Annotated in this window: 11 protein-coding genes; 6 read left to right on the forward strand and 5 right to left on the reverse strand. The window is 64.9% G+C overall.

Annotated features, from left to right (window positions below; translation table 11 throughout):
• Window positions 1-215: 215 nt before the first annotated feature.
• The 4 genes from EJ068_RS25790 (at window position 216) to EJ068_RS25805 (ending at window position 5,953) form a co-directional block, all read left to right on the forward strand.
• Complete coding sequence (locus tag EJ068_RS25790; protein WP_042642042.1) at window positions 216-890, forward strand: response regulator transcription factor; 675 nt, start codon at window positions 216-218, stop codon at window positions 888-890.
• Between the two features lie 110 nt (window positions 891-1,000).
• The gene (locus tag EJ068_RS25795) at window positions 1,001-2,479 is read left to right on the forward strand and encodes a HAMP domain-containing sensor histidine kinase (RefSeq protein ID WP_127250894.1); all 1,479 of its coding nucleotides are present in this window, start codon (window positions 1,001-1,003) and stop codon (window positions 2,477-2,479) included.
• 12 nt (window positions 2,480-2,491) lie between these two features.
• Window positions 2,492-5,467, forward strand: a complete 2,976-nt coding sequence (locus EJ068_RS25800) for a bifunctional [glutamine synthetase] adenylyltransferase/[glutamine synthetase]-adenylyl-L-tyrosine phosphorylase (protein ID WP_127250893.1) — start codon at window positions 2,492-2,494, stop codon at window positions 5,465-5,467.
• 243 nt (window positions 5,468-5,710) lie between these two features.
• Window positions 5,711-5,953, forward strand: a complete 243-nt coding sequence (locus EJ068_RS25805; RefSeq protein ID WP_127250892.1) for a hypothetical protein — start codon at window positions 5,711-5,713, stop codon at window positions 5,951-5,953.
• 174 nt (window positions 5,954-6,127) lie between these two features.
• Here EJ068_RS25805 and EJ068_RS25810 read toward each other — a convergent pair whose 3' ends face one another.
• Together EJ068_RS25810 and pepN are read right to left on the reverse strand one after the other, a co-directional pair.
• Window positions 6,128-8,449, reverse strand: a complete 2,322-nt coding sequence (locus EJ068_RS25810) for a PAS domain-containing sensor histidine kinase (protein WP_127250891.1) — start codon at window positions 8,447-8,449, stop codon at window positions 6,128-6,130.
• Between the two features lie 168 nt (window positions 8,450-8,617).
• Complete coding sequence (gene pepN, locus EJ068_RS25815; RefSeq protein ID WP_127250890.1) at window positions 8,618-11,263, reverse strand: aminopeptidase N; 2,646 nt, start codon at window positions 11,261-11,263, stop codon at window positions 8,618-8,620.
• Window positions 11,264-11,464: 201 nt separating this feature from the next.
• Between pepN and EJ068_RS25820 the strand changes: the two genes are divergently transcribed.
• Window positions 11,465-12,412 carry a DMT family transporter gene (locus EJ068_RS25820; protein ID WP_127250889.1) on the forward strand — a complete coding sequence of 316 codons (948 nt, stop codon included), beginning with the start codon at window positions 11,465-11,467 and terminating at the stop codon, window positions 12,410-12,412.
• A 1-nt stretch (window position 12,413) separates the two neighbouring features.
• Here the strand turns inward: EJ068_RS25820 and EJ068_RS25825 are convergent, their stop codons facing one another.
• From EJ068_RS25825 to EJ068_RS25835, 3 genes are all read right to left on the reverse strand, one after another.
• On the reverse strand, window positions 12,414-13,226 hold the full coding sequence (locus EJ068_RS25825) for a helix-turn-helix transcriptional regulator (RefSeq protein WP_127250888.1): 813 nt from the start codon (window positions 13,224-13,226) through the stop codon (window positions 12,414-12,416).
• A gap of 221 nt (window positions 13,227-13,447) precedes the next feature.
• A complete protein-coding gene (locus EJ068_RS25830; RefSeq protein ID WP_127250887.1) occupies window positions 13,448-14,386 on the reverse strand; it encodes a uracil-DNA glycosylase in 939 nt (312 codons plus the stop codon).
• Between the two features lie 49 nt (window positions 14,387-14,435).
• A complete protein-coding gene (locus tag EJ068_RS25835; protein WP_127250886.1) occupies window positions 14,436-15,074 on the reverse strand; it encodes a hypothetical protein in 639 nt (212 codons plus the stop codon).
• Between the two features lie 226 nt (window positions 15,075-15,300).
• Between EJ068_RS25835 and EJ068_RS25840 the strand changes: the two genes are divergently transcribed.
• Entirely contained in the window at window positions 15,301-17,004 is a 1,704-nt protein-coding gene (locus tag EJ068_RS25840; protein WP_281059001.1) for an electron transfer flavoprotein-ubiquinone oxidoreductase, read from the forward strand.
• Window positions 17,005-17,056: the final 52 nt, after the last annotated feature.

The following is a 17,056-nucleotide window of genomic DNA, read 5'->3' on the forward strand; positions in this document are numbered from 1 at the left end:
CGAGCCGCCGTGGGGAAACATGGGGCCGAGCACGTAAGTCAGTCACCGTGTTTCGCTCCTGGCGGCAGCGGGTTTCCCATCACCCGCTGCCGCTTTATCGCATGTCGCCCAAAAGTGGTTGCCGGTTTTGGGAAGAAGACATGCGACTAATGAAGGCAAAGCAGGACGCAATGACTGCCCCTCAAACCTCCGATGAAATCGCGTATAACGGCTCCATGAAGATTCTCGTCATGGAAGACGATCGCGAGGCGGCGGACTACTTGCAGAAAGCCTTCGCCGAGGCGGGCCACACCGCCCATGTCGCCGGCGACGGCGAGACCGGCTTCGCGCTGGCCGACGCCGGCGACTATGACGTGATGGTGGTCGACCGCCTGATGCCGCGCCGTGACGGCCTGTCGGTGATCGCCGCGCTTCGCTCGCGCGGCAACACCACGCCGGTTTTGATCCTGTCCGCCCTGGGCGAGGTCGACGACCGCGTCACCGGCTTGCGCGCCGGCGGCGACGATTATCTCACCAAGCCCTACGCCTTTTCCGAATTGCTGGCCCGTGTCGAGGTGCTGAACCGCCGTGCCGGCGCGCGCGAATCCGAGACTGTGTATCGTGTCGGCGACCTCGAACTCGACCGGCTGTCGCATTCGGTCAAGCGGGCGGGGCGCGAGATCACGCTGCAGCCGCGCGAGTTTCGGCTGCTCGAATATCTGATGCGCCATGCCGGCCAGGTGGTGACCCGCACGATGCTTCTGGAAAATGTCTGGGACTATCATTTCGATCCGCAGACCAACGTCATCGACGTCCATGTCTCGCGCCTGCGCGGCAAGATCGAAAAAGGCTTCGACAAGCCGATCCTGCACACGATCCGCGGCGCCGGCTACATGCTGAAGGGCGGCTAGAGCATGATCCCGAAAAGTGGGAACCGGTTTTCGGAGAAGATCATGCTACAACAAAGGGTTAGATCAGGATGACGATTCAACCAATCGTCATCCTGATCTAGAGCCCGCAAATGGCTCTTTCCCTGCCGGCCATCATGAAGACGACGGCGGCCCGGCTCTCGGCGCTCTATCTTCTGCTTTTCGCGCTTTGCGCGGTGCTGCTCGTCTTCTACATGACGTCGCTGTCGGCGCGCATGCTGACCGCGCAGACGCAGGAGACCATCAACGACGAGGTGCTGGGCCTCGCCCGTGCCTATCAGCGCGGCGGCCTGCCCGTGCTGGTGCGCGTCGTCGAAAACCGCTCGCGCCAGCCCGGCGCCAACCTCTATCTCATCGCCGACGCCAACGGCCAGATCCTGACCGGCAACGTGCAGAGCCTGGAGCCCGGCGTCATCGAGACCGAGGGCTGGACGACCGAGCCCTTCTCCTACCAGCGCTTCGGCGAAGGCGAGCTCGACCGGTTGCGCAGTGGAGCTACCGACCAGCCCGCGCCCCAGGCCGGCGACAACAGCACTCCCCAGTCGCCAGGCGAAAAGGGCCACAACGCCATCGCCTTGGTGCTGCGACTGCCAAACCAGATGATCATGCTGGTCGGCCGCGACCTCGGCGAGCCCGAGCGCTTCCGCGCCGTCATCAGCCGGGCGCTGACGCTGGCGCTCGGCATGATGGGCCTGGGCGGGCTCCTGATCTGGTTCTTCGTCGGGCGCGCCGCGCTGAAACGCATCGACAGCGTGTCCGATGCCAGCCGCCGCATCATGGGCGGCGACCTCAGCGGACGGCTGCCGGTCACCGGCGCCGGCGACGAATTCGACCGCCTGTCGGAAAACCTCAATGCGATGCTGGCCAGAATCGCCATGCTGAATGAGGGGCTGAAGCAGGTCTCCGACAACATCGCCCATGATCTGAAGACGCCGCTGACCAGGCTGCGCAACCGCGCCGAGGCGACGCTTGCCGGCAGGCACAAGACGGAAGACTACCGCCAGGCGCTGGAAGGCACGATCGCGGAGTCCGACCAGCTCATCAAGACGTTCAACGCCATACTGATGATCTCGCGACTGGAGGCCGGCTATTCCTCGGAACAGACCGGTCCGGTCGATCTCGCCGCAACGGTGAGCGACGTCGTCGAGCTCTACGAGCCGGTGGCGGAGGAAGCGGGTGTCACGCTGGAGGCGACCGTCCCCGAGGCCTTCACGATCAACGGCAACCGCGAGCTGATCGGTCAGGCGCTGTCCAACATCGTCGACAACGCCATCAAATACTCGACCGACGCCGCCGAGACGCCGAGAGTGCGTGTGGCGCTGGAGCGCGCCGGAAGCGAAATCAAGCTTACCGTCACCGACAATGGCCACGGCATTCCCGACGACGCCGATCGTGCCCGCGCCACCGAGCGCTTCGTGCGCCTGGAAAAGAGCCGCTCGCAGCCGGGCTCGGGCCTCGGCCTCAGCCTCGCCAAGGCCATCATGACTTTCCACAACGGCAGGCTTGATCTTTTGCCCGCCAATCCAGGATTGTCCGTGGTCATGAGTTTTCCGTTGCGGGAGACGCATTGATGGTTCGGACAAATGGCGAAGAAGAAGATCGAATCCGAGTTCCGGCTTAGCCCCACATTGGCGCTCCAGCCTTTGGACGCGAAACACGCCCGGCGCGAATTGTCGGAAATCGCCGACGCCGTCGAGGAGGAGGGGCTTTCCCGCCTCGCCGCGTTCCTGGCGGGCGAGGGGCCGCTGCCGGACCTGCTGGCGGCCGTCTTCGATCTCTCGCCCTTCCTCCGCGATGTGGCGCGCCGCCGGCCGGCAATTCTCGAGACGCTGTTCGAAGAGACGGTAGAAGCGCGGCTCGCCGCCATCGGCGAAGCGATCGGCGGCGCGGCCAAGGCGGACGAGGCCTCCGAATCGAGCCTGATGATGGCGCTGCGGCAATGGAAGACGGAAGCCCATTTCCTGATCGCGCTGGCCGATCTTTCGGGCGAGGCGGAGACCTCTGTGACGGTGCGCCGCCTCAGCGATCTCGCGGACGCCTGTACAAACGCCGCCGTCGATTTCCTGCTGCTCGACGCGCACCGGCAAGGCAAGCTCAAGCTGCCGAAGCCGGCGATGCCAGCAAAGGATTCAGGCTGGATCCTGCTCGGCATGGGCAAGCTCGGCGCGCATGAGCTGAATTTTTCCTCCGATATCGATCTCGTCGTCTTCTTCGATCCGGAAGCGCCCGCCGTCATCGATCCGCTCGATGCGACCGAGCTGTTCTCCAGGCTCACCCGCCGTCTCGTGCGCATCCTGCAGGACCGCACCGAGCACGGCTATGTCTTCCGCACCGATCTCAGGCTCCGTCCCGATCCAGGCTCGACGCCGCTGGCGATCCCGGTCGAGGCAGCGCTTCGCTATTATGAGGCGCGCGGCCAGAACTGGGAGCGCGCCGCCATGATCAAGGCGCGCCCAGTTGCCGGCGACCTTGCCGCCGGCGCCGCCTTCCTCAAGGAATTGCAGCCCTATGTCTGGCGCAAATACATGGACTATGCCGCGATCGCCGACGTCCACTCGATCAAGCGCCAGATCCATGCCCATAAGGGTCATGGCGAGATCGCGGTGAAGGGCCACAATGTGAAGCTCGGCCGCGGCGGCATTCGCGAGATCGAGTTCTTCGTCCAGACCCAGCAGCTCATCGCCGGCGGCCGCTTCCCGGAGCTGCGCGGCCGCGAGACGGTGCCGATGCTGGGCGCGCTCGCCGCGCGCGGCTGGATCACCGCCGATGCGCGCGATGCGCTGACCCGGCAATACTGGTTCCTGCGCCGTGTCGAGCACGCCATCCAGATGGTGGCGGACGAGCAGACGCATATCCTGCCCGACAGCGACGAGGGGCTGAAACGCATCGCCCTGATGCTGGGTTTTGCCGGCGAGGCGGACTTCACGCAGGCTTTCCGCGCCTCGTTGCAGCAGGTCGAGCGCCACTACGCGGCGCTGTTCGAAACCGCTCCCGAACTGTCGGCCGGTATCGGCAATCTGGTCTTCACCGGCGATGTCGACGATCCTGACACGCTGCAGACCTTGCATCGCCTGGGCTTTCAGCGGCCGAGCGACATCTGTCGGGTCATCCGCGGCTGGCATTTCGGCCGCTACCGCGTCACCCAGTCTGCCGAAGCGCGTGAGCGGCTGACCGAACTGACGCCGGCGCTGCTCAAAGCCTTTGGCCAGACGCGACGCGCCGACGAGGCGCTGATCCGCTTCGACGAGTTCCTTGCCGGCCTGCCAGCGGGCATCCAGCTCTTCTCGCTGCTGCAATCGAACCCGGCGCTGCTCAAGCTGATGGCGACGATCATGGGCGCTGCCCCACGGCTGGCGGCCATCATCACGCGCCGCCCGCATGTTTTTGACGGGCTGCTCGACCCGGCGCTGCTCACCGAATTGCCGGATCGCGCCTATCTTTCGGCCCGCCTTGCCGCCTTCATCGAGGGCGACCACGCCTATGAGGACGTGCTCGATCGCCTGCGCATCTTCGCTTCCGAGCAGAAGTTCCTGATCGGCGTGCGCCTGCTGGCCGGCTCGATCGATCCGGCGCGGGCGGGGCGTGCCTTTTCCGATCTCGCCGACCTCACCATCGAGGCGGCGCTTCAAGCGGTGATCGCCGAATTCGCGCTGCGCCACGGCAGCATCGCCGGGGGCAGGGTGGCGCTGCTCGGCATGGGCAAGCTCGGCAGCCGCGAGCTCACCGCCGGTTCGGATGTGGACCTTATCCTGCTCTATGACCATGACGCGGATGCCGAAGAGTCCGACGGCGACAAGCCGCTGGCGCCGTCGCACTACTATACCCGCATGACGCAACGCCTGATCGCCGCCGTCTCGGCGCCGACCGCCGAAGGTGTGCTCTATGAACTCGACCTTCGCCTGCGCCCCTCCGGCAACAAGGGGCCGGTCGCCACCCATATCGACGCGTTCAAGAAATATCAGCGCCAGGATGCCTGGACCTGGGAGCACATGGCGCTGGCGAGGGCGCGTGCCATCGGCGGCGATGCCGAACTCTGCGCCGAGCTCGACGAAGAGGTGGCAGCGGTTCTGGCGCAGCCGCGCGATGCCGCCAAGGTGAAAGCCGAAGCCTCGGAGATGCGCGCGCTGATCGAAAAGGAAAAGCCGCCGCGCGACCTCTGGGACATCAAGCTGATCCCGGGAGGGCTCATTGATCTGGAATTCATCGCCCAGGTCGCGACCATCACCGGCAATGTCGAGCCCGGCCGCCGGGTGACGGCGACGGCCGACATTCTGGCGCGGTTGGCTCCGGGTTTCGCGGGGGGCGACATCCGCGAAGAGCTTGGCGAAGCCTACCGGCTTTATCTGGCCCTGACCCAGATGATCAGGCTTTGCCTCACCGGCGAGTTCCAGCGCGACGATGTCCCGCCGGGCCTCTCGGACCTGCTGCTGGCGGTCACCGACCTGCCGGATTTCGCTGTGCTGGAAGCGCATCTCAAGGAGACGTCGCGGAAGGTCAGGAGAGATTTTGATCGTCTGCTACGCGCGGGAGTGTTGCCATCAACCGTATCGTCGCCATGAGATTCCCCGGGTGGCATATTAGTCACAGTTAATATTAATCGGCGATCCGGCCTTGCGCCATTGGCAGAGGCGTCCCGTAATGGGTCAATGGGTCTGGCACCGCAATTGCAGTGCAGCAATGCCGGGGTCAATCATCACCCCGACGAAGGGGGGCCTCGCCGCTCCGCAAATGGAGCGGCGGGTTCTTTCAACGGCTGACTTGAAAGCCCCCCAAATCGCCAAAACCTGGGGCGCTGGGCAACTATGGATCTTCAGAAATTCTTGGTGGGCATGTTCGCGGCGTCATTCATGGTGGCGATCTGGGCTGACATGGAAACTGGTTCCGTCTGGACGGCGCTCGGATGGGCAATGCTGGCCATGGTCATTCTGCAGGTCGGATATTTCGGTCTCGTCGTCGGCTTGGTCTATAGACGGGCATCGAAAGGCGCCGAGGCGAGCCCGGCGTCGGCAGCCGTAAACGATCTAAACCCTACTGGCTCAGTTTAGCGGCCCGACAGTTCGTTGGGGTGGGTTCGACCAACCGCCGGGCCTGACCGGCGCGGGGGCAAGCCGGCTGAGCCAATCGTAATATTAGCAATTCTGCAATAAAACCCGAAGTCGACGTTTTCCCCTGTTTTGGGCAGCACAGCGGGCGCTGGTCCGCTGGTGAACCGCTCTGACCTAAGCCGCGACCTTCACCGCGGCCGGCGCCTTCTTCAGCGGGATGCGCACCGACACGATGGTGCCGACGCCTTCGGTCGAGCGGATCTTCAGCGCGCCGCCCTGCAGCTCGGCCAGCGAGCGCGAGATGGCGAGGCCAAGGCCTGAGCCGGTGTGGTTCTTGGAGAACTGGTTCTGCACCTGCTCGAACGGCCGCCCGAGCTTGCTCAGCGCATGCTTGGGGATGCCGCAGCCATTATCCTCTATGGTGAGCAGTAGCGCTCCCGACGTGTTGCGTGCCCGGACCGTGATCTTGCCGCCCTGGCCGGTGAACTTCACTGCATTGGAGAGCAGGTTGATGGCGATCTGCTTGATCGCGCGGCGGTCGGCGTAGACCCGCATCGCATCGGCGATGCGCGTCTCGACATTGATCGACTTTTCCGCCGCCTGCAGCGAGATCACCCGCACCGTCTCCTTGATCAGCGGGCAGAGGTCGATCTCCTCGCGGTCGAGCGAGAACTGGCCGGCCTCGATCTTCGACATGTCGAGGATATCGTTGATGACGCCGAGCAGGTATTTGCCGCTGCCGTTGATGTCGGTCGCGTACTCTTCGTAGCGCTCCGAGCCGAGCGGCCCGAACAGGCCCTGCTGCATCAGCTCGGAGAAGCCGATGATGGCGTTGAGCGGCGTGCGCAGCTCATGCGACATGTTGGCGAGGAATTCCGACTTGGCGCGATTGGCCGCCTCGGCGCGCTCGGTCTCCTTCATATATTTGCGGTTGAGCTCGACCAACTCGCTGGAGCGTTCCTCCTCGGCGCGGCGGGCGAGGCTGAGATCGTGGATCGTCGCCATCAGCCGGCGCTCGCTGTCGACCAGCTTCTCCTGATGCAGCTTGATCTGGGTGATGTCGGAGCCGACCGAGACGATGCCGCCGTCGCGGGTCCTGAGCTCGTTGACCTGCAGCCAGCGGCCGTCGGCAAGCTGGCGCTCCAGGGTGACGCCGCCATGCGGACCGTTGGCGTTGGCGAGCCTGCGCTCGGAGGCGAAGGCCAGCATCCGCTCCTCCAGCGCGTCGCGACCGACGCCCGGTACGACATCGCGGTCCGAGAGCCCATTGTCCTTCTGGAACTTTGAGTTGCACATGATCAGCCGCTCGGAGGCATCCCACAGCACGAAGGATTCGTTGATGTTCTCGATCGCGGTCCTCAGCCGCATGTCGGCCGCTTCCGAACGCAGCGCCAGATGCCGCTGCTCGGTGACGTCGACGGCGATGCCGATCAACTGGATTTCCGGCGCCTCCGGGTCGATCACCTGCGCGCGGGCCCGCATCCACACCCATTGCCCGTCGGCGTGGCGCATGCGGAAGACCTGGTCGATATGATCGATCTCGCGTTCGACGATGCGGTTAGCGAGCTCGAAGAGGTCGCCGTCGTCCGGGTGGATAATCTCGTCGACCTCGCCGAAGGACAGCATCGTATCGCAGGGTTCATAGCCCAGCATGTCGTACATCGAGCGCGACCAGTACATCTTGCCGCGCACCATGTCCCAGTCCCACAGCCCGCAGCGGCCGCGCACCAGCGCCATGTCGATGCGCTGATGCGCCTCGAGATAGATGCGGTCCGCTGCCTGGGCGCGCGCCGCCTGGCCGAAATAGGCATAGAGGATGACGATCAGCACGCCCGCGGTCAGCACGAACAGGGTGACGTTGAGCGACATCGACTTGCGCCAGCTGTCGAACACCGCTTCCTGCGGCACCAGCACGGCGGTCGCGTGCCCGCGGTCCCCGGTGAGGCTGACTGCGGCGAACCAATCCTTTCCGGCGATCGAGACATCCATCACGCCGGCGCGGTCGCCGAACATGAACAGCGGCTGGCCGCCAAGGACCAGACCGTCCAGCGTGCGGCCCTGCCAGCCGGTCGAAAGCGGCGAGACGGCGATGACCTTGAAGTTGCCGTCGGTGATGGCCAGCACATGGGCGCGGCTCATGGCGCCCTGGCGGCTGGTGCTTTCCAGCAGGCTGACGGCGTTGGCGCCCGCAACGTTGGGATCCGCCGTGATCGCCTGCGCCATCTGGCCGGCGGCTAAAGCCAGCACCGCCTTGGCGTCGCGCTCGATCTCGTCATGCTCGTTCATCAGTGACAGGAAGCGCAGCGCCGCGATAACGGCGAGGAAAATAACGATCAGCGCCGGGATCGACCGGCGCAGAAACGGCTCGGCGGCCAACAGCCGCTGATAGGTGGGTTCGGCGATCAGGCGCGTATTGCCGGCAAGTCCATCGCCCCTTGCCTTGCGACGCGCGAAAGCCTTCCCTCCGGGCGCGCCCCACGCGTCCGCCTTGGCCATAAATGGCACTCCCCGATCTGCCGTATACTGGATGATCCGGATACGCCGCACGCCCGAATCGCCATTAAAGAATCAAACGTGATTCGCCTTGTCCAGAGGGCCGGGCGAAAAAGATTAAAAGTTGATTGAAATTTAGCTGATCTCCCCCACGAGGAGGGAGATCGCTAGTCAAGCCAGCGTCCGCTCCACGATATCCCGCAGATCCGCCGACAGGTTCTCTACCTTCGCCATATCGAGCAGCGCCTGCTTGGCCTTGGCCTGGCGTCCGGGCTCCAGCGAGCGCCAGGAGCGCAGCGCCGTCGCCAGCCGCGCCGCCACTTGCGGGTTGCGCTTCTCGACCTCCAGCACCGTCTCGGCGAACAGGCGGTAGCCTTCGCCGTCGGGGCGGTGGAAGCCGGTCTGGTTGGCGCTGGAGAAGGTGCCGATCAGCGAGCGCACGCGGTTCGGATTGGCGATCGAGAAGGCGGGGTGCAGCATCAGCGCGCGTACCTTGTCGACAGTCTTGGCGCCGGGAACGCCGGCCTGGATCTGGAACCATTTGTCGAGCACCAGTGCGTCGCTGCGATAGCGGGCCTCGAAGGCTGCCAGCGCCTCATCGGCCTCGGCCGTGCCCGAGTGGCGATGCGCCAGCACGGCCAGCGCCGCCGCGCGGTCGGTCATATTGGTGGCGGCAGTGAAGTGTCGCGCGGCGAGGGCGGCGCCTTCCGGCAGCAGCGAAAGATAATCAAGCAGGATGTTGCGGAGCGCCCTGCGGCCGGCGCTCGCGGCGTCCGGGCTGAACGGACCCTCGTCGGCGAGGCTGTCATAAAGAGCGGAGAAGGCATCGCGATTTGTCTCGGCGATCGTCCTCGCCAGCGCCTCGCGCGCGGCGAAGATGGCGTCGGGGTCGATGCCCCTGCCGATGTCGCGGGCGATGTCGGATTCGCCGGGCAGCGCCAGCGCCAGTGCCCGGTAAGCCGGCTCCAGCGCCTCGTCGCCGGCGATCCTGCCGGCAAGATCGGCCAGCCGTGCCGCGAAGACCGGCACCTTGCCGCCGAGGATCTGGCGGAAGGCGGCGATCAGCGCGTCGGTCAAAAGCGTGTTGAACGCCTGCCAGCGCGAGAAAGGGTCGCTGTCATGTGCCGCCAGGAAGAACTGGTCGTCCGCCTTCTGCTGCACCGAAAGCGTGATCGGTGCCGAGAAACCGCGGTTGAGCGACACCGAAGGCCGCTCCGAAACGCCGGAGAAGCGCACCGTGTGCCGGCGCTTGCGGATATGGACGACGCCGTCATCCACCGTCGCGCCCTCGACGGCTGTCCAGGTGACAGGCTTGCCGTCGGCGCCGACAAATCCGAATGCAAGGGGAATATGCATCAGGCGCTTACGGCTCTCCGACGGCGTCGGCGGCACCGACTGCTCGATCTCCAGGATGAATTCCCTGGCCGCCGCATTGTGCGTGGAGCTCACCGTCAGGTTCGGTGTGCCGGCTTGATGGTACCAGAGCGCGAATTGCGCCAGGTCGCGGCCCGAGACGTCCTCGAACACTTTGAGGAAATCCTCGATCGTCGCGGCCTGGCCGTCATGCCGTTCGAAATAGAGGTCCATGCCGGCACGGAAGAGCTCCGGCCCGAGGATGGTGCGGATCATGCGCACCACTTCCGAGCCCTTCTCGTAGACGGTCGCCGTGTAGAAATTGTTGATCTCGCGGTAGCGCCGCGGCCTGACCGGATGCGCCAGCGGCCCCTGGTCTTCCGGGAATTGATGCGCGCGCAGCGTGCGCACCTCGGCGATGCGCTTCACCGCCCGCGAGCGCTGGTCGGCGGAGAATTCGTGGTCGCGGTAAACGGTCAGCCCTTCCTTCAGGCAGAGCTGGAACCAGTCTCGGCAAGTGATTCTGTTGCCTGTCCAATTGTGGAAGTACTCATGCGCGATGATCGCCTCGATATTGGCGAAGTCGGCATCCGTCGCGTTCTCCTCGTCGGCCAGCACATATTTGTCGTTGAAGACGTTGAGGCCCTTGTTCTCCATCGCGCCCATGTTGAAGTCGGACACGGCCACGATGTTGAAGACGTCGAGGTCGTATTCGCGGCCGAAGGCGTCCTCGTCCCATTTCATCGAGCGCTTCAGCGCGTCCATCGCATAGCCGGCAAGCCGCTCCTTGCCGGGCTCGACATAGATGCCGAGCTCGACCTCGCGGCCGGACATGGTGGTGAAGCTGCCCGCCACCCTGCCGAGCGCGCCCGCCACCAGCGCGAAAAGGTAGGAAGGCTTAGGGAAGGGGTCGTGCCAGACCGCGTAGTGCCGGCCATTGGCGAGCGCGCCGCGCTCGACGGGGTTGCCGTTGGAAAGCAGCAGCGGCGCCTCATTGTGCGGGGCTTCGATGCGCACGGTGTAGACCGACAGGATATCGGGTCGGTCGAGGAAATAGGTGATGCGGCGAAAGCCCTCGGCCTCGCATTGCGTGCAATAGACGTTGTTGGAGCGATAGAGGCCCATCAGCGCCTCGTTGCGCGACGGCGCGATCTCGGTCTCCAGACGAAGCTCGAAACGCTGTGCCGCCGGCAGCTTCAGGATCGTCAGCCGGTCCGGCGTCGCCTCGTAGTCGCCGGCAGCGAGCGCCTGCCCGTCGATGGCTAGGCCAAGCAGCGTCAGCCCATCGCCGTCGAGCACCAGCGGCGCCGTCGGCGCGACGCCCTCGCGCCGTTCGATGGTGAGCAGCGCGGTGACATGGGTCGCGTCCGGCGACAGGCGGAAGTCGAGGCTGGTCCTCGGGATGAGATAGTCGCTGGGGCGATAGTCTTCGAGCTTGAAGACATGGCCGGTATCGGTGCGCATTCCTTGGGCTTTTCCTGTCGATTTCGGTCGGGAGCCAGCGTGGCCGGTCCAGGAATTTTGAGATGCGCGCTCTTTACACGAAACCGTCACGCGACAAAACCGCGGGATAGGGTGTGTTTCGCAATTCCGATTGCACACTTTTCCTGGAGTTGCTCTTAGGCTATTGGGCGGCTTCGTTTTCCGACATTCTGACGAGGCAAGATGACCGTCGATCATGCCGTCGGCCACAGCACGCTGCGCGGCATCACACTGAAAATCGTCTCGGTGACGGTTTTCGTCGGCATGCAGACCTGCATCAAGGCGGCCGGCGACGTGCCTGCCGGGCAGATCGTCTTCTTCCGCTCCTTCTTCGCCATCTTCCCGATCATCGCCTTCCTGGCCTTCAAGGGCGAGCTCGCCACCGCCTTCACGACCAGGCGGCCGTTCAACCACATCGCGCGCGGCCTTGTCGGCGTCGGCGCCATGGGGCTCGGCTTCTTCGCGCTGACCAGATTGCCGTTGCCCGAGGCGATTACGCTCAACTACGCCCAGCCGCTGCTGGTCGTCGTGTTTTCCTCGATCTTCCTCGGCGAGACGATCCGCGTCTATCGCTGGAGCGCGGTCGTCGTCGGTCTTGCCGGCGTGCTGGTCATCTCCTGGCCCGAACTGACGTTGCTCAATTCCGATCAGGGCCTCGACGACCAGGAGGTGCTTGGCGTCATGGCCGCGCTGATCGCCGCCGCGATTTCGGCCGTCGCCATGCTCCTGGTGCGCAACCTTGTGCAGACGGAGAAGACGGCGACCATCGTTCTATGGTTCTCCTCGACGGCTTCGGTGCTGTCGCTCTTCACGCTGCCTTTCGGTTGGCAGGCGCTGACGCCGCTGCAGGCGGCGCTCCTAGTTTTTGCCGGCTTTTGTGGCGGCCTCGGCCAGATCCTCATGACGGCGGCCTACCGCCACGCCGAAGCCTCGGTCGTCGCGCCATTCGAATACACCTCGATGATCCTCGGCGTCGTCGTCGGCTATTTCGTCTTCGGCGACGTGACCTCGCCCAACACGCTGGTCGGCGGCGTCATCGTGGTCGCCGCCGGCATCTTCATCATCTGGCGCGAGCGGCAGCTCGGCCTGGAGCGCACGCGCACCAGGACAGCCGCGCCGCCGCAGGGGTAAGCTACGAAGCTGCTGCGCGCTCTTTCGCCAGCCGCACCAGCACGGCTCGGGTCTGCTCATCGGCCGGGAAAAAGGATTCGATCGCCAGTTCTGACAGGGTGACGTCGAGCGGCGTGCCGAACACGGTGATCGTGCTGATGAAGGAAAGCACCTGATCGCCATGCGCGAGCCTGAGCGGATGCACGATGCCGCTCGGCTCGACCGGAGCCGGCCGGCTGCTTTTCAAGCCGGACGGATAGGCGCGCAGCTCGCGCTCCAATTCGATCAGCACCGGATCGCCGGTGGCGTCGTTCTGGTGCTTCAGCCGCTCCAAGAGATGCGCGCGCCATTCCGCCAGATTGACGATGCGCGGCGCCACGCCACCGGGATGCAGGCTCAGCCTCAGCACATTGACCGGCGATTGGAGCAGCGACTGTTCGGAGATATCGGCGAGGAATGGGGCGATCGCTGCATTGGCGGAAACAAGATTCCAGTGCCGGTCCACCGCCAGCGCCGGAAAAGGCTCGTGGCCCTTGAGCACGGTCTCGACGGCGGCCACCGCCGGCGCCAGCGTGGCGTCGGTGAGCGGCTTTTCGCTGAAGCTCGGCGCGAAGCCCGCCGCGAGCAGGAGTTGGTTGCGTTGGCGAAGCGGGATCGAGAGCTGCTCGGCCAGATGCAGCACCATCTCGCGCGACGGCTGCGCGCGGCCGCTCTCGACAAAGGAGAGGTGCCGCTGCGAGATATCGGCCTCCATGGCGAGATCGAGCTGGCTCATGCGCCGCCGCGTGCGCCATTCGCGGATCAGGCTGCCGGCGGAGGGTTCGGGTGTGGTCATGAGGAGCAGGACTAGGGCCGAGGGGGAGGGATTTCAATTACCTGGGAGGTTATGGCTCCCTTCCCCCCTTGTGGGGGAAGGTGGCCGAGCGAAGCTCGGTCGGATGAGGGGTGTTCCAGGGAAAGCCAGCGTCTCACTCCGCTGGAACACCCCTCATCCGTCTCGGCGCTATCGCGCCGATCCACCTTCTCCCACAACAACGGGAGAAGGAAAGGTGGCGCTTATCCCAACGCCTTGAGCTTCGCCTTGACCTCGAGAACATCCCGCCAGGCCAGTTTCTTGTGCGCCGGCGTCCGCAAGAGATAGGCCGGGTGCAGTGTCGGCATCGCCGGAATGGCTATGCCCGATGCGGTCGTGTGCACCCGCCAGTTGCCGCGCAGGCGCAGGATGCCTTCGGTCGTGTTGAGCAGCGTCTTGGCCGACGGTCCGCCGAGATTGACCAGCACTTTCGGATTGACCAGCTCGATCTGCCTTTCGATGAAGGGCCGGCAGATTTCGGTCTCATGCGGCGTCGGCGTACGATTGCCCGGCGGCCGCCACGGGATGACGTTGGCGATATAGGCCGAGGTCCGGTCAAGGCCGATCGCCGCCAGCATGCGATCGAGCAGCCGGCCGGAGCGGCCAACAAAGGGCAGGCCCTCCAAATCCTCGTCGCGGCCCGGCGCCTCGCCGACCAGCATAAGGTCGGCGTTGGGATTGCCGTCGGCGAAGACCAGGTTCTTGGCGGTGAATTTGAGGTTGCAGCCGTCGAAGGCGGCCATCTGTTGGCGCAGCTCATCGAGCGTCGTCGCGCGGGCGGCAAGCTGCCGCGCGAGCAGGACCTGCCCCTCGTCGGGAACGGCCGCGGCTGCAGGCGGCCGGGCGGGTGCGTCCGGAATATTGCTGGCATCGAGGCCGGAGAAGGGCGCCGGCGGGTTCTCAGCTTGTTCGGGAGCCTGCTCGGGTACCGTTCGGCTCTCGGGCGCGGCTTCGCGGCGCGGCGCGGCCGGCGCGCGCTCGGCAGGCCTGCGTTCGGCCGGCCCGCGTCCAGGTGGCATTGCCGCCGCTTCGGCAAACCGATTGATAGGCTCGTCTTCGAGCGCGTCCTCGACGCCGGCGCTGGCATAGAAGGCGAGCAGTTCGGCGATCTCGGCTGGTGTTCTGGGGGAGGCGGCAGTCATGGCGCCACCATCGTCCGCGCGCTTCGCATTTGCAACCGTGGTCAGACTTTTAGCCGGTCGGTATGCGCGGATCCTGCACGATGTAGAACGTCCAGCGCGGCGTGTAGTCGGTGATCAGGAAATCGAAGGTTGCTGACTTCAGCGGATCGACCTTGCCGTTTTTGAACAGCAGCTGGTCATAGGGTTCGAACTTACGCTCGAAATCGGCGAAATTGCTGGAGATGATATTGTCGGGCGTCTTGTTGCGCTGGTCGAAGGATAGGCCATCGCCGAACACGCTCGGCTGGTCGAGGATTTCCTGCAGCTCGAACTGGAACTCCACCCAGGGGAGCGCGCTGTTGTTGAGCACGTCGATGCGCATATACATCACGCCGTTGGCGACCTCGCCGGCCTTGCCGAAGGGCTCGATCGGCTTGGTCGCGCGGATGGTCAGCGTCACCGGCGTCGCCGTGTTCAGCTCCTCCTTGATGACCAGCGGATCTTCCTTGGTGCCGATGCCGGACACGCCGGTAATACGGAAGCCGCCCAGCTCTTCGGAGAAGGAATAGGCGCCGGTGGTCCAGACCTTCACCGGATCGGCCTCAGCTGGCAGGCTCAAAAAGAGGAGCGGTAGAACCGCGCGCCAGGCCAGGCTCGGCGTGAAGAGTAAGCGCTTCGATGGAAAGCCGGAGGGCTCTGGACTGCGCATGGCGCGAAGTATTGCCGATAACCAAGCCGCCGAACAATTAAAAACATGCAGGCGCCGCCTGGCCTGCCAACATGCCGGGTCTGGCCTATGCTTGGCCATGGCCTGTGCTGGTGCCTTTTCGTAGGAAAACCGCGACTTTTTGTCGAAATCGGCGTTGTCACGTCAGCGCCGGTTTCGCGTCGCGAATTGATGCGCTATGCAGCGCGTGAGCCAGCACAATGCGAGAATGCGGCAAGCTATAGAGGGGTCGATGAGCGATATCGAACGCGAAAGCATGGAATTCGACGTGGTGATCGTCGGCGCTGGCCCCGCCGGCCTCGCCGCGGCGATCCGCCTGAAGCAGCTCAACCCGGAACTCTCCGTCGTCGTCCTGGAGAAGGGCGGCGAGGTCGGCGCGCACATCCTGTCCGGCGCGGTCGTCGATCCGATCGGCATCGACCGGCTGCTGCCCGGCTGGCGCGAGGAGGGCGATCATCCCTTCAAGACGCCGGTAACGGCGGACCATTTCCTGGTGCTCGGCCCCGCCGGCTCCTTCCGCCTGCCCAATTTCCTGATGCCGCCGCTGATGAACAATCACGGCAACTACATCGTGTCGCTCGGTAATGTCTGCCGCTGGCTGGCGACGAAGGCCGAGGCGCTGGGCGTCGAGATCTATCCGGGCTTCGCCGCGGCAAGCCTCGTCTATAACGAGGCCGGCGCCGTCACCGGCGTCATCACTGGCGACATGGGCATCGAGAAGGACGGCACGCATGGCCCGGCTTACGCGCCGGGCATGGCGCTGATGGGCAAATATGTGCTGATCGGCGAGGGCGCGCGCGGCTCCTTGGCCAAGCAGCTCATCGCCAAATACCAGCTTGCCGACGGCCGCGAGCCGGGCAAGTTCGGCATCGGCCTCAAGGAGCTTTGGCAGGTCAAGCCCGAGAACCACAAGCCGGGTCTTGTGCAGCATTCCTTCGGCTGGCCGCTCGACATGAAGACCGGCGGCGGCTCCTTCCTCTACCATCTCGAGGACAACCAGGTGGCGGTCGGCTTCGTCGTCCACCTCAACTACAAGAACCCTTATCTCTCGCCCTTCGAGGAGTTCCAGCGCTTCAAGACGCATCCGGCGATCGCCGGCACCTTCGAAGGCGCCAAGCGCATCGGCTATGGCGCGCGCGCCATCACCGAGGGCGGCTGGCAGTCCGTGCCGAAGCTGTCTTTCCCGGGCGGCGTGCTGATGGGTTGCGCTGCCGGCTTCGTCAACGTGCCGCGCATCAAGGGTTCGCACAATGCGGTGCTGTCCGGCATGCTGGCGGCCGAGCATGTCGCCGACGCCATCGCCGGCGGCCGCGCCAATGACGAGCTTGCGTCCTATGAGGAGGCCTGGCGCGGCAGTGACATCGGCAAGGACCTGAAGAAGGTGCGCAACGTCAAGCCGCTCTGGTCGCGCTTCGGCACCATCGTCGGCGTCGGCATCGGCGGCCTCGATATGTGGCTGAACACGCTGTTCGGCTTCTCGCCCTTCGGCACGCTGAAACACGGCAAGGCCGACTATGCGACGCTCGAGCCGGCCTCCAAGCATCAGAAGATCGCCTATCCGAAGCCGGACGGCGTCTTGACCTTCGACCGGCTCTCCTCGGTGTTCCTGTCCAACACCAACCATGAGGAAAACGAGCCGGTGCACCTGATCGTCGGCGACATAGCGCTGCAGCAGCGTTCCGAGCACGACGTCTTCGCCGGTCCCTCGACCCGCTATTGCCCGGCCGGCGTCTATGAATGGGTGGACAAGGACGGCAACGCCGCCGCCGATCCGTCGGCCAAGGACGTGCGCTTCGTCATCAACGCGCAGAACTGCGTGCACTGCAAGACCTGCGACATCAAGGATCCGAACCAGAACATCAACTGGGTGCCGCCACAAGGCGGCGAAGGCCCGGTCTACCAGGGCATGTGAGCCGCTTCATCGACCGGCAACCGTTTGCGGTACAGTCGGCGGGTTCCTTACG

The sequence above is a fragment of the Mesorhizobium sp. M2A.F.Ca.ET.043.02.1.1 genome, from assembly GCF_003952405.1.
Taxonomy (GTDB): domain Bacteria; phylum Pseudomonadota; class Alphaproteobacteria; order Rhizobiales; family Rhizobiaceae; genus Mesorhizobium.

Bases quoted from the DNA above. Each gene is read 5' to 3' on its own strand.
- EJ068_RS25810 (WP_127250891.1), bottom strand. From the start codon at position 8,449: ATGGCCAAGGCGGACGCGTGGGGCGCGCCCGGAGGGAAGGCTTTCGCG.
- EJ068_RS25820 (WP_127250889.1), top strand. From the start codon at position 11,465: ATGACCGTCGATCATGCCGTCGGCCACAGCACGCTGCGCGGCATCACA.
- EJ068_RS25835 (WP_127250886.1), bottom strand. From the start codon at position 15,074: ATGCGCAGTCCAGAGCCCTCCGGCTTTCCATCGAAGCGCTTACTCTTC.
- EJ068_RS25825 (WP_127250888.1), bottom strand. From the start codon at position 13,226: ATGACCACACCCGAACCCTCCGCCGGCAGCCTGATCCGCGAATGGCGC.
- EJ068_RS25795 (WP_127250894.1), top strand. From the start codon at position 1,001: ATGGCTCTTTCCCTGCCGGCCATCATGAAGACGACGGCGGCCCGGCTC.
- EJ068_RS25790 (WP_042642042.1), top strand. From the start codon at position 216: ATGAAGATTCTCGTCATGGAAGACGATCGCGAGGCGGCGGACTACTTG.
- EJ068_RS25800 (WP_127250893.1), top strand. From the start codon at position 2,492: ATGGCGAAGAAGAAGATCGAATCCGAGTTCCGGCTTAGCCCCACATTG.
- EJ068_RS25840 (WP_281059001.1), top strand. From the start codon at position 15,301: ATGCGGCAAGCTATAGAGGGGTCGATGAGCGATATCGAACGCGAAAGC.
- EJ068_RS25805 (WP_127250892.1), top strand. From the start codon at position 5,711: ATGGATCTTCAGAAATTCTTGGTGGGCATGTTCGCGGCGTCATTCATG.
- pepN (WP_127250890.1), bottom strand. From the start codon at position 11,263: ATGCGCACCGATACCGGCCATGTCTTCAAGCTCGAAGACTATCGCCCC.
- EJ068_RS25830 (WP_127250887.1), bottom strand. From the start codon at position 14,386: ATGACTGCCGCCTCCCCCAGAACACCAGCCGAGATCGCCGAACTGCTC.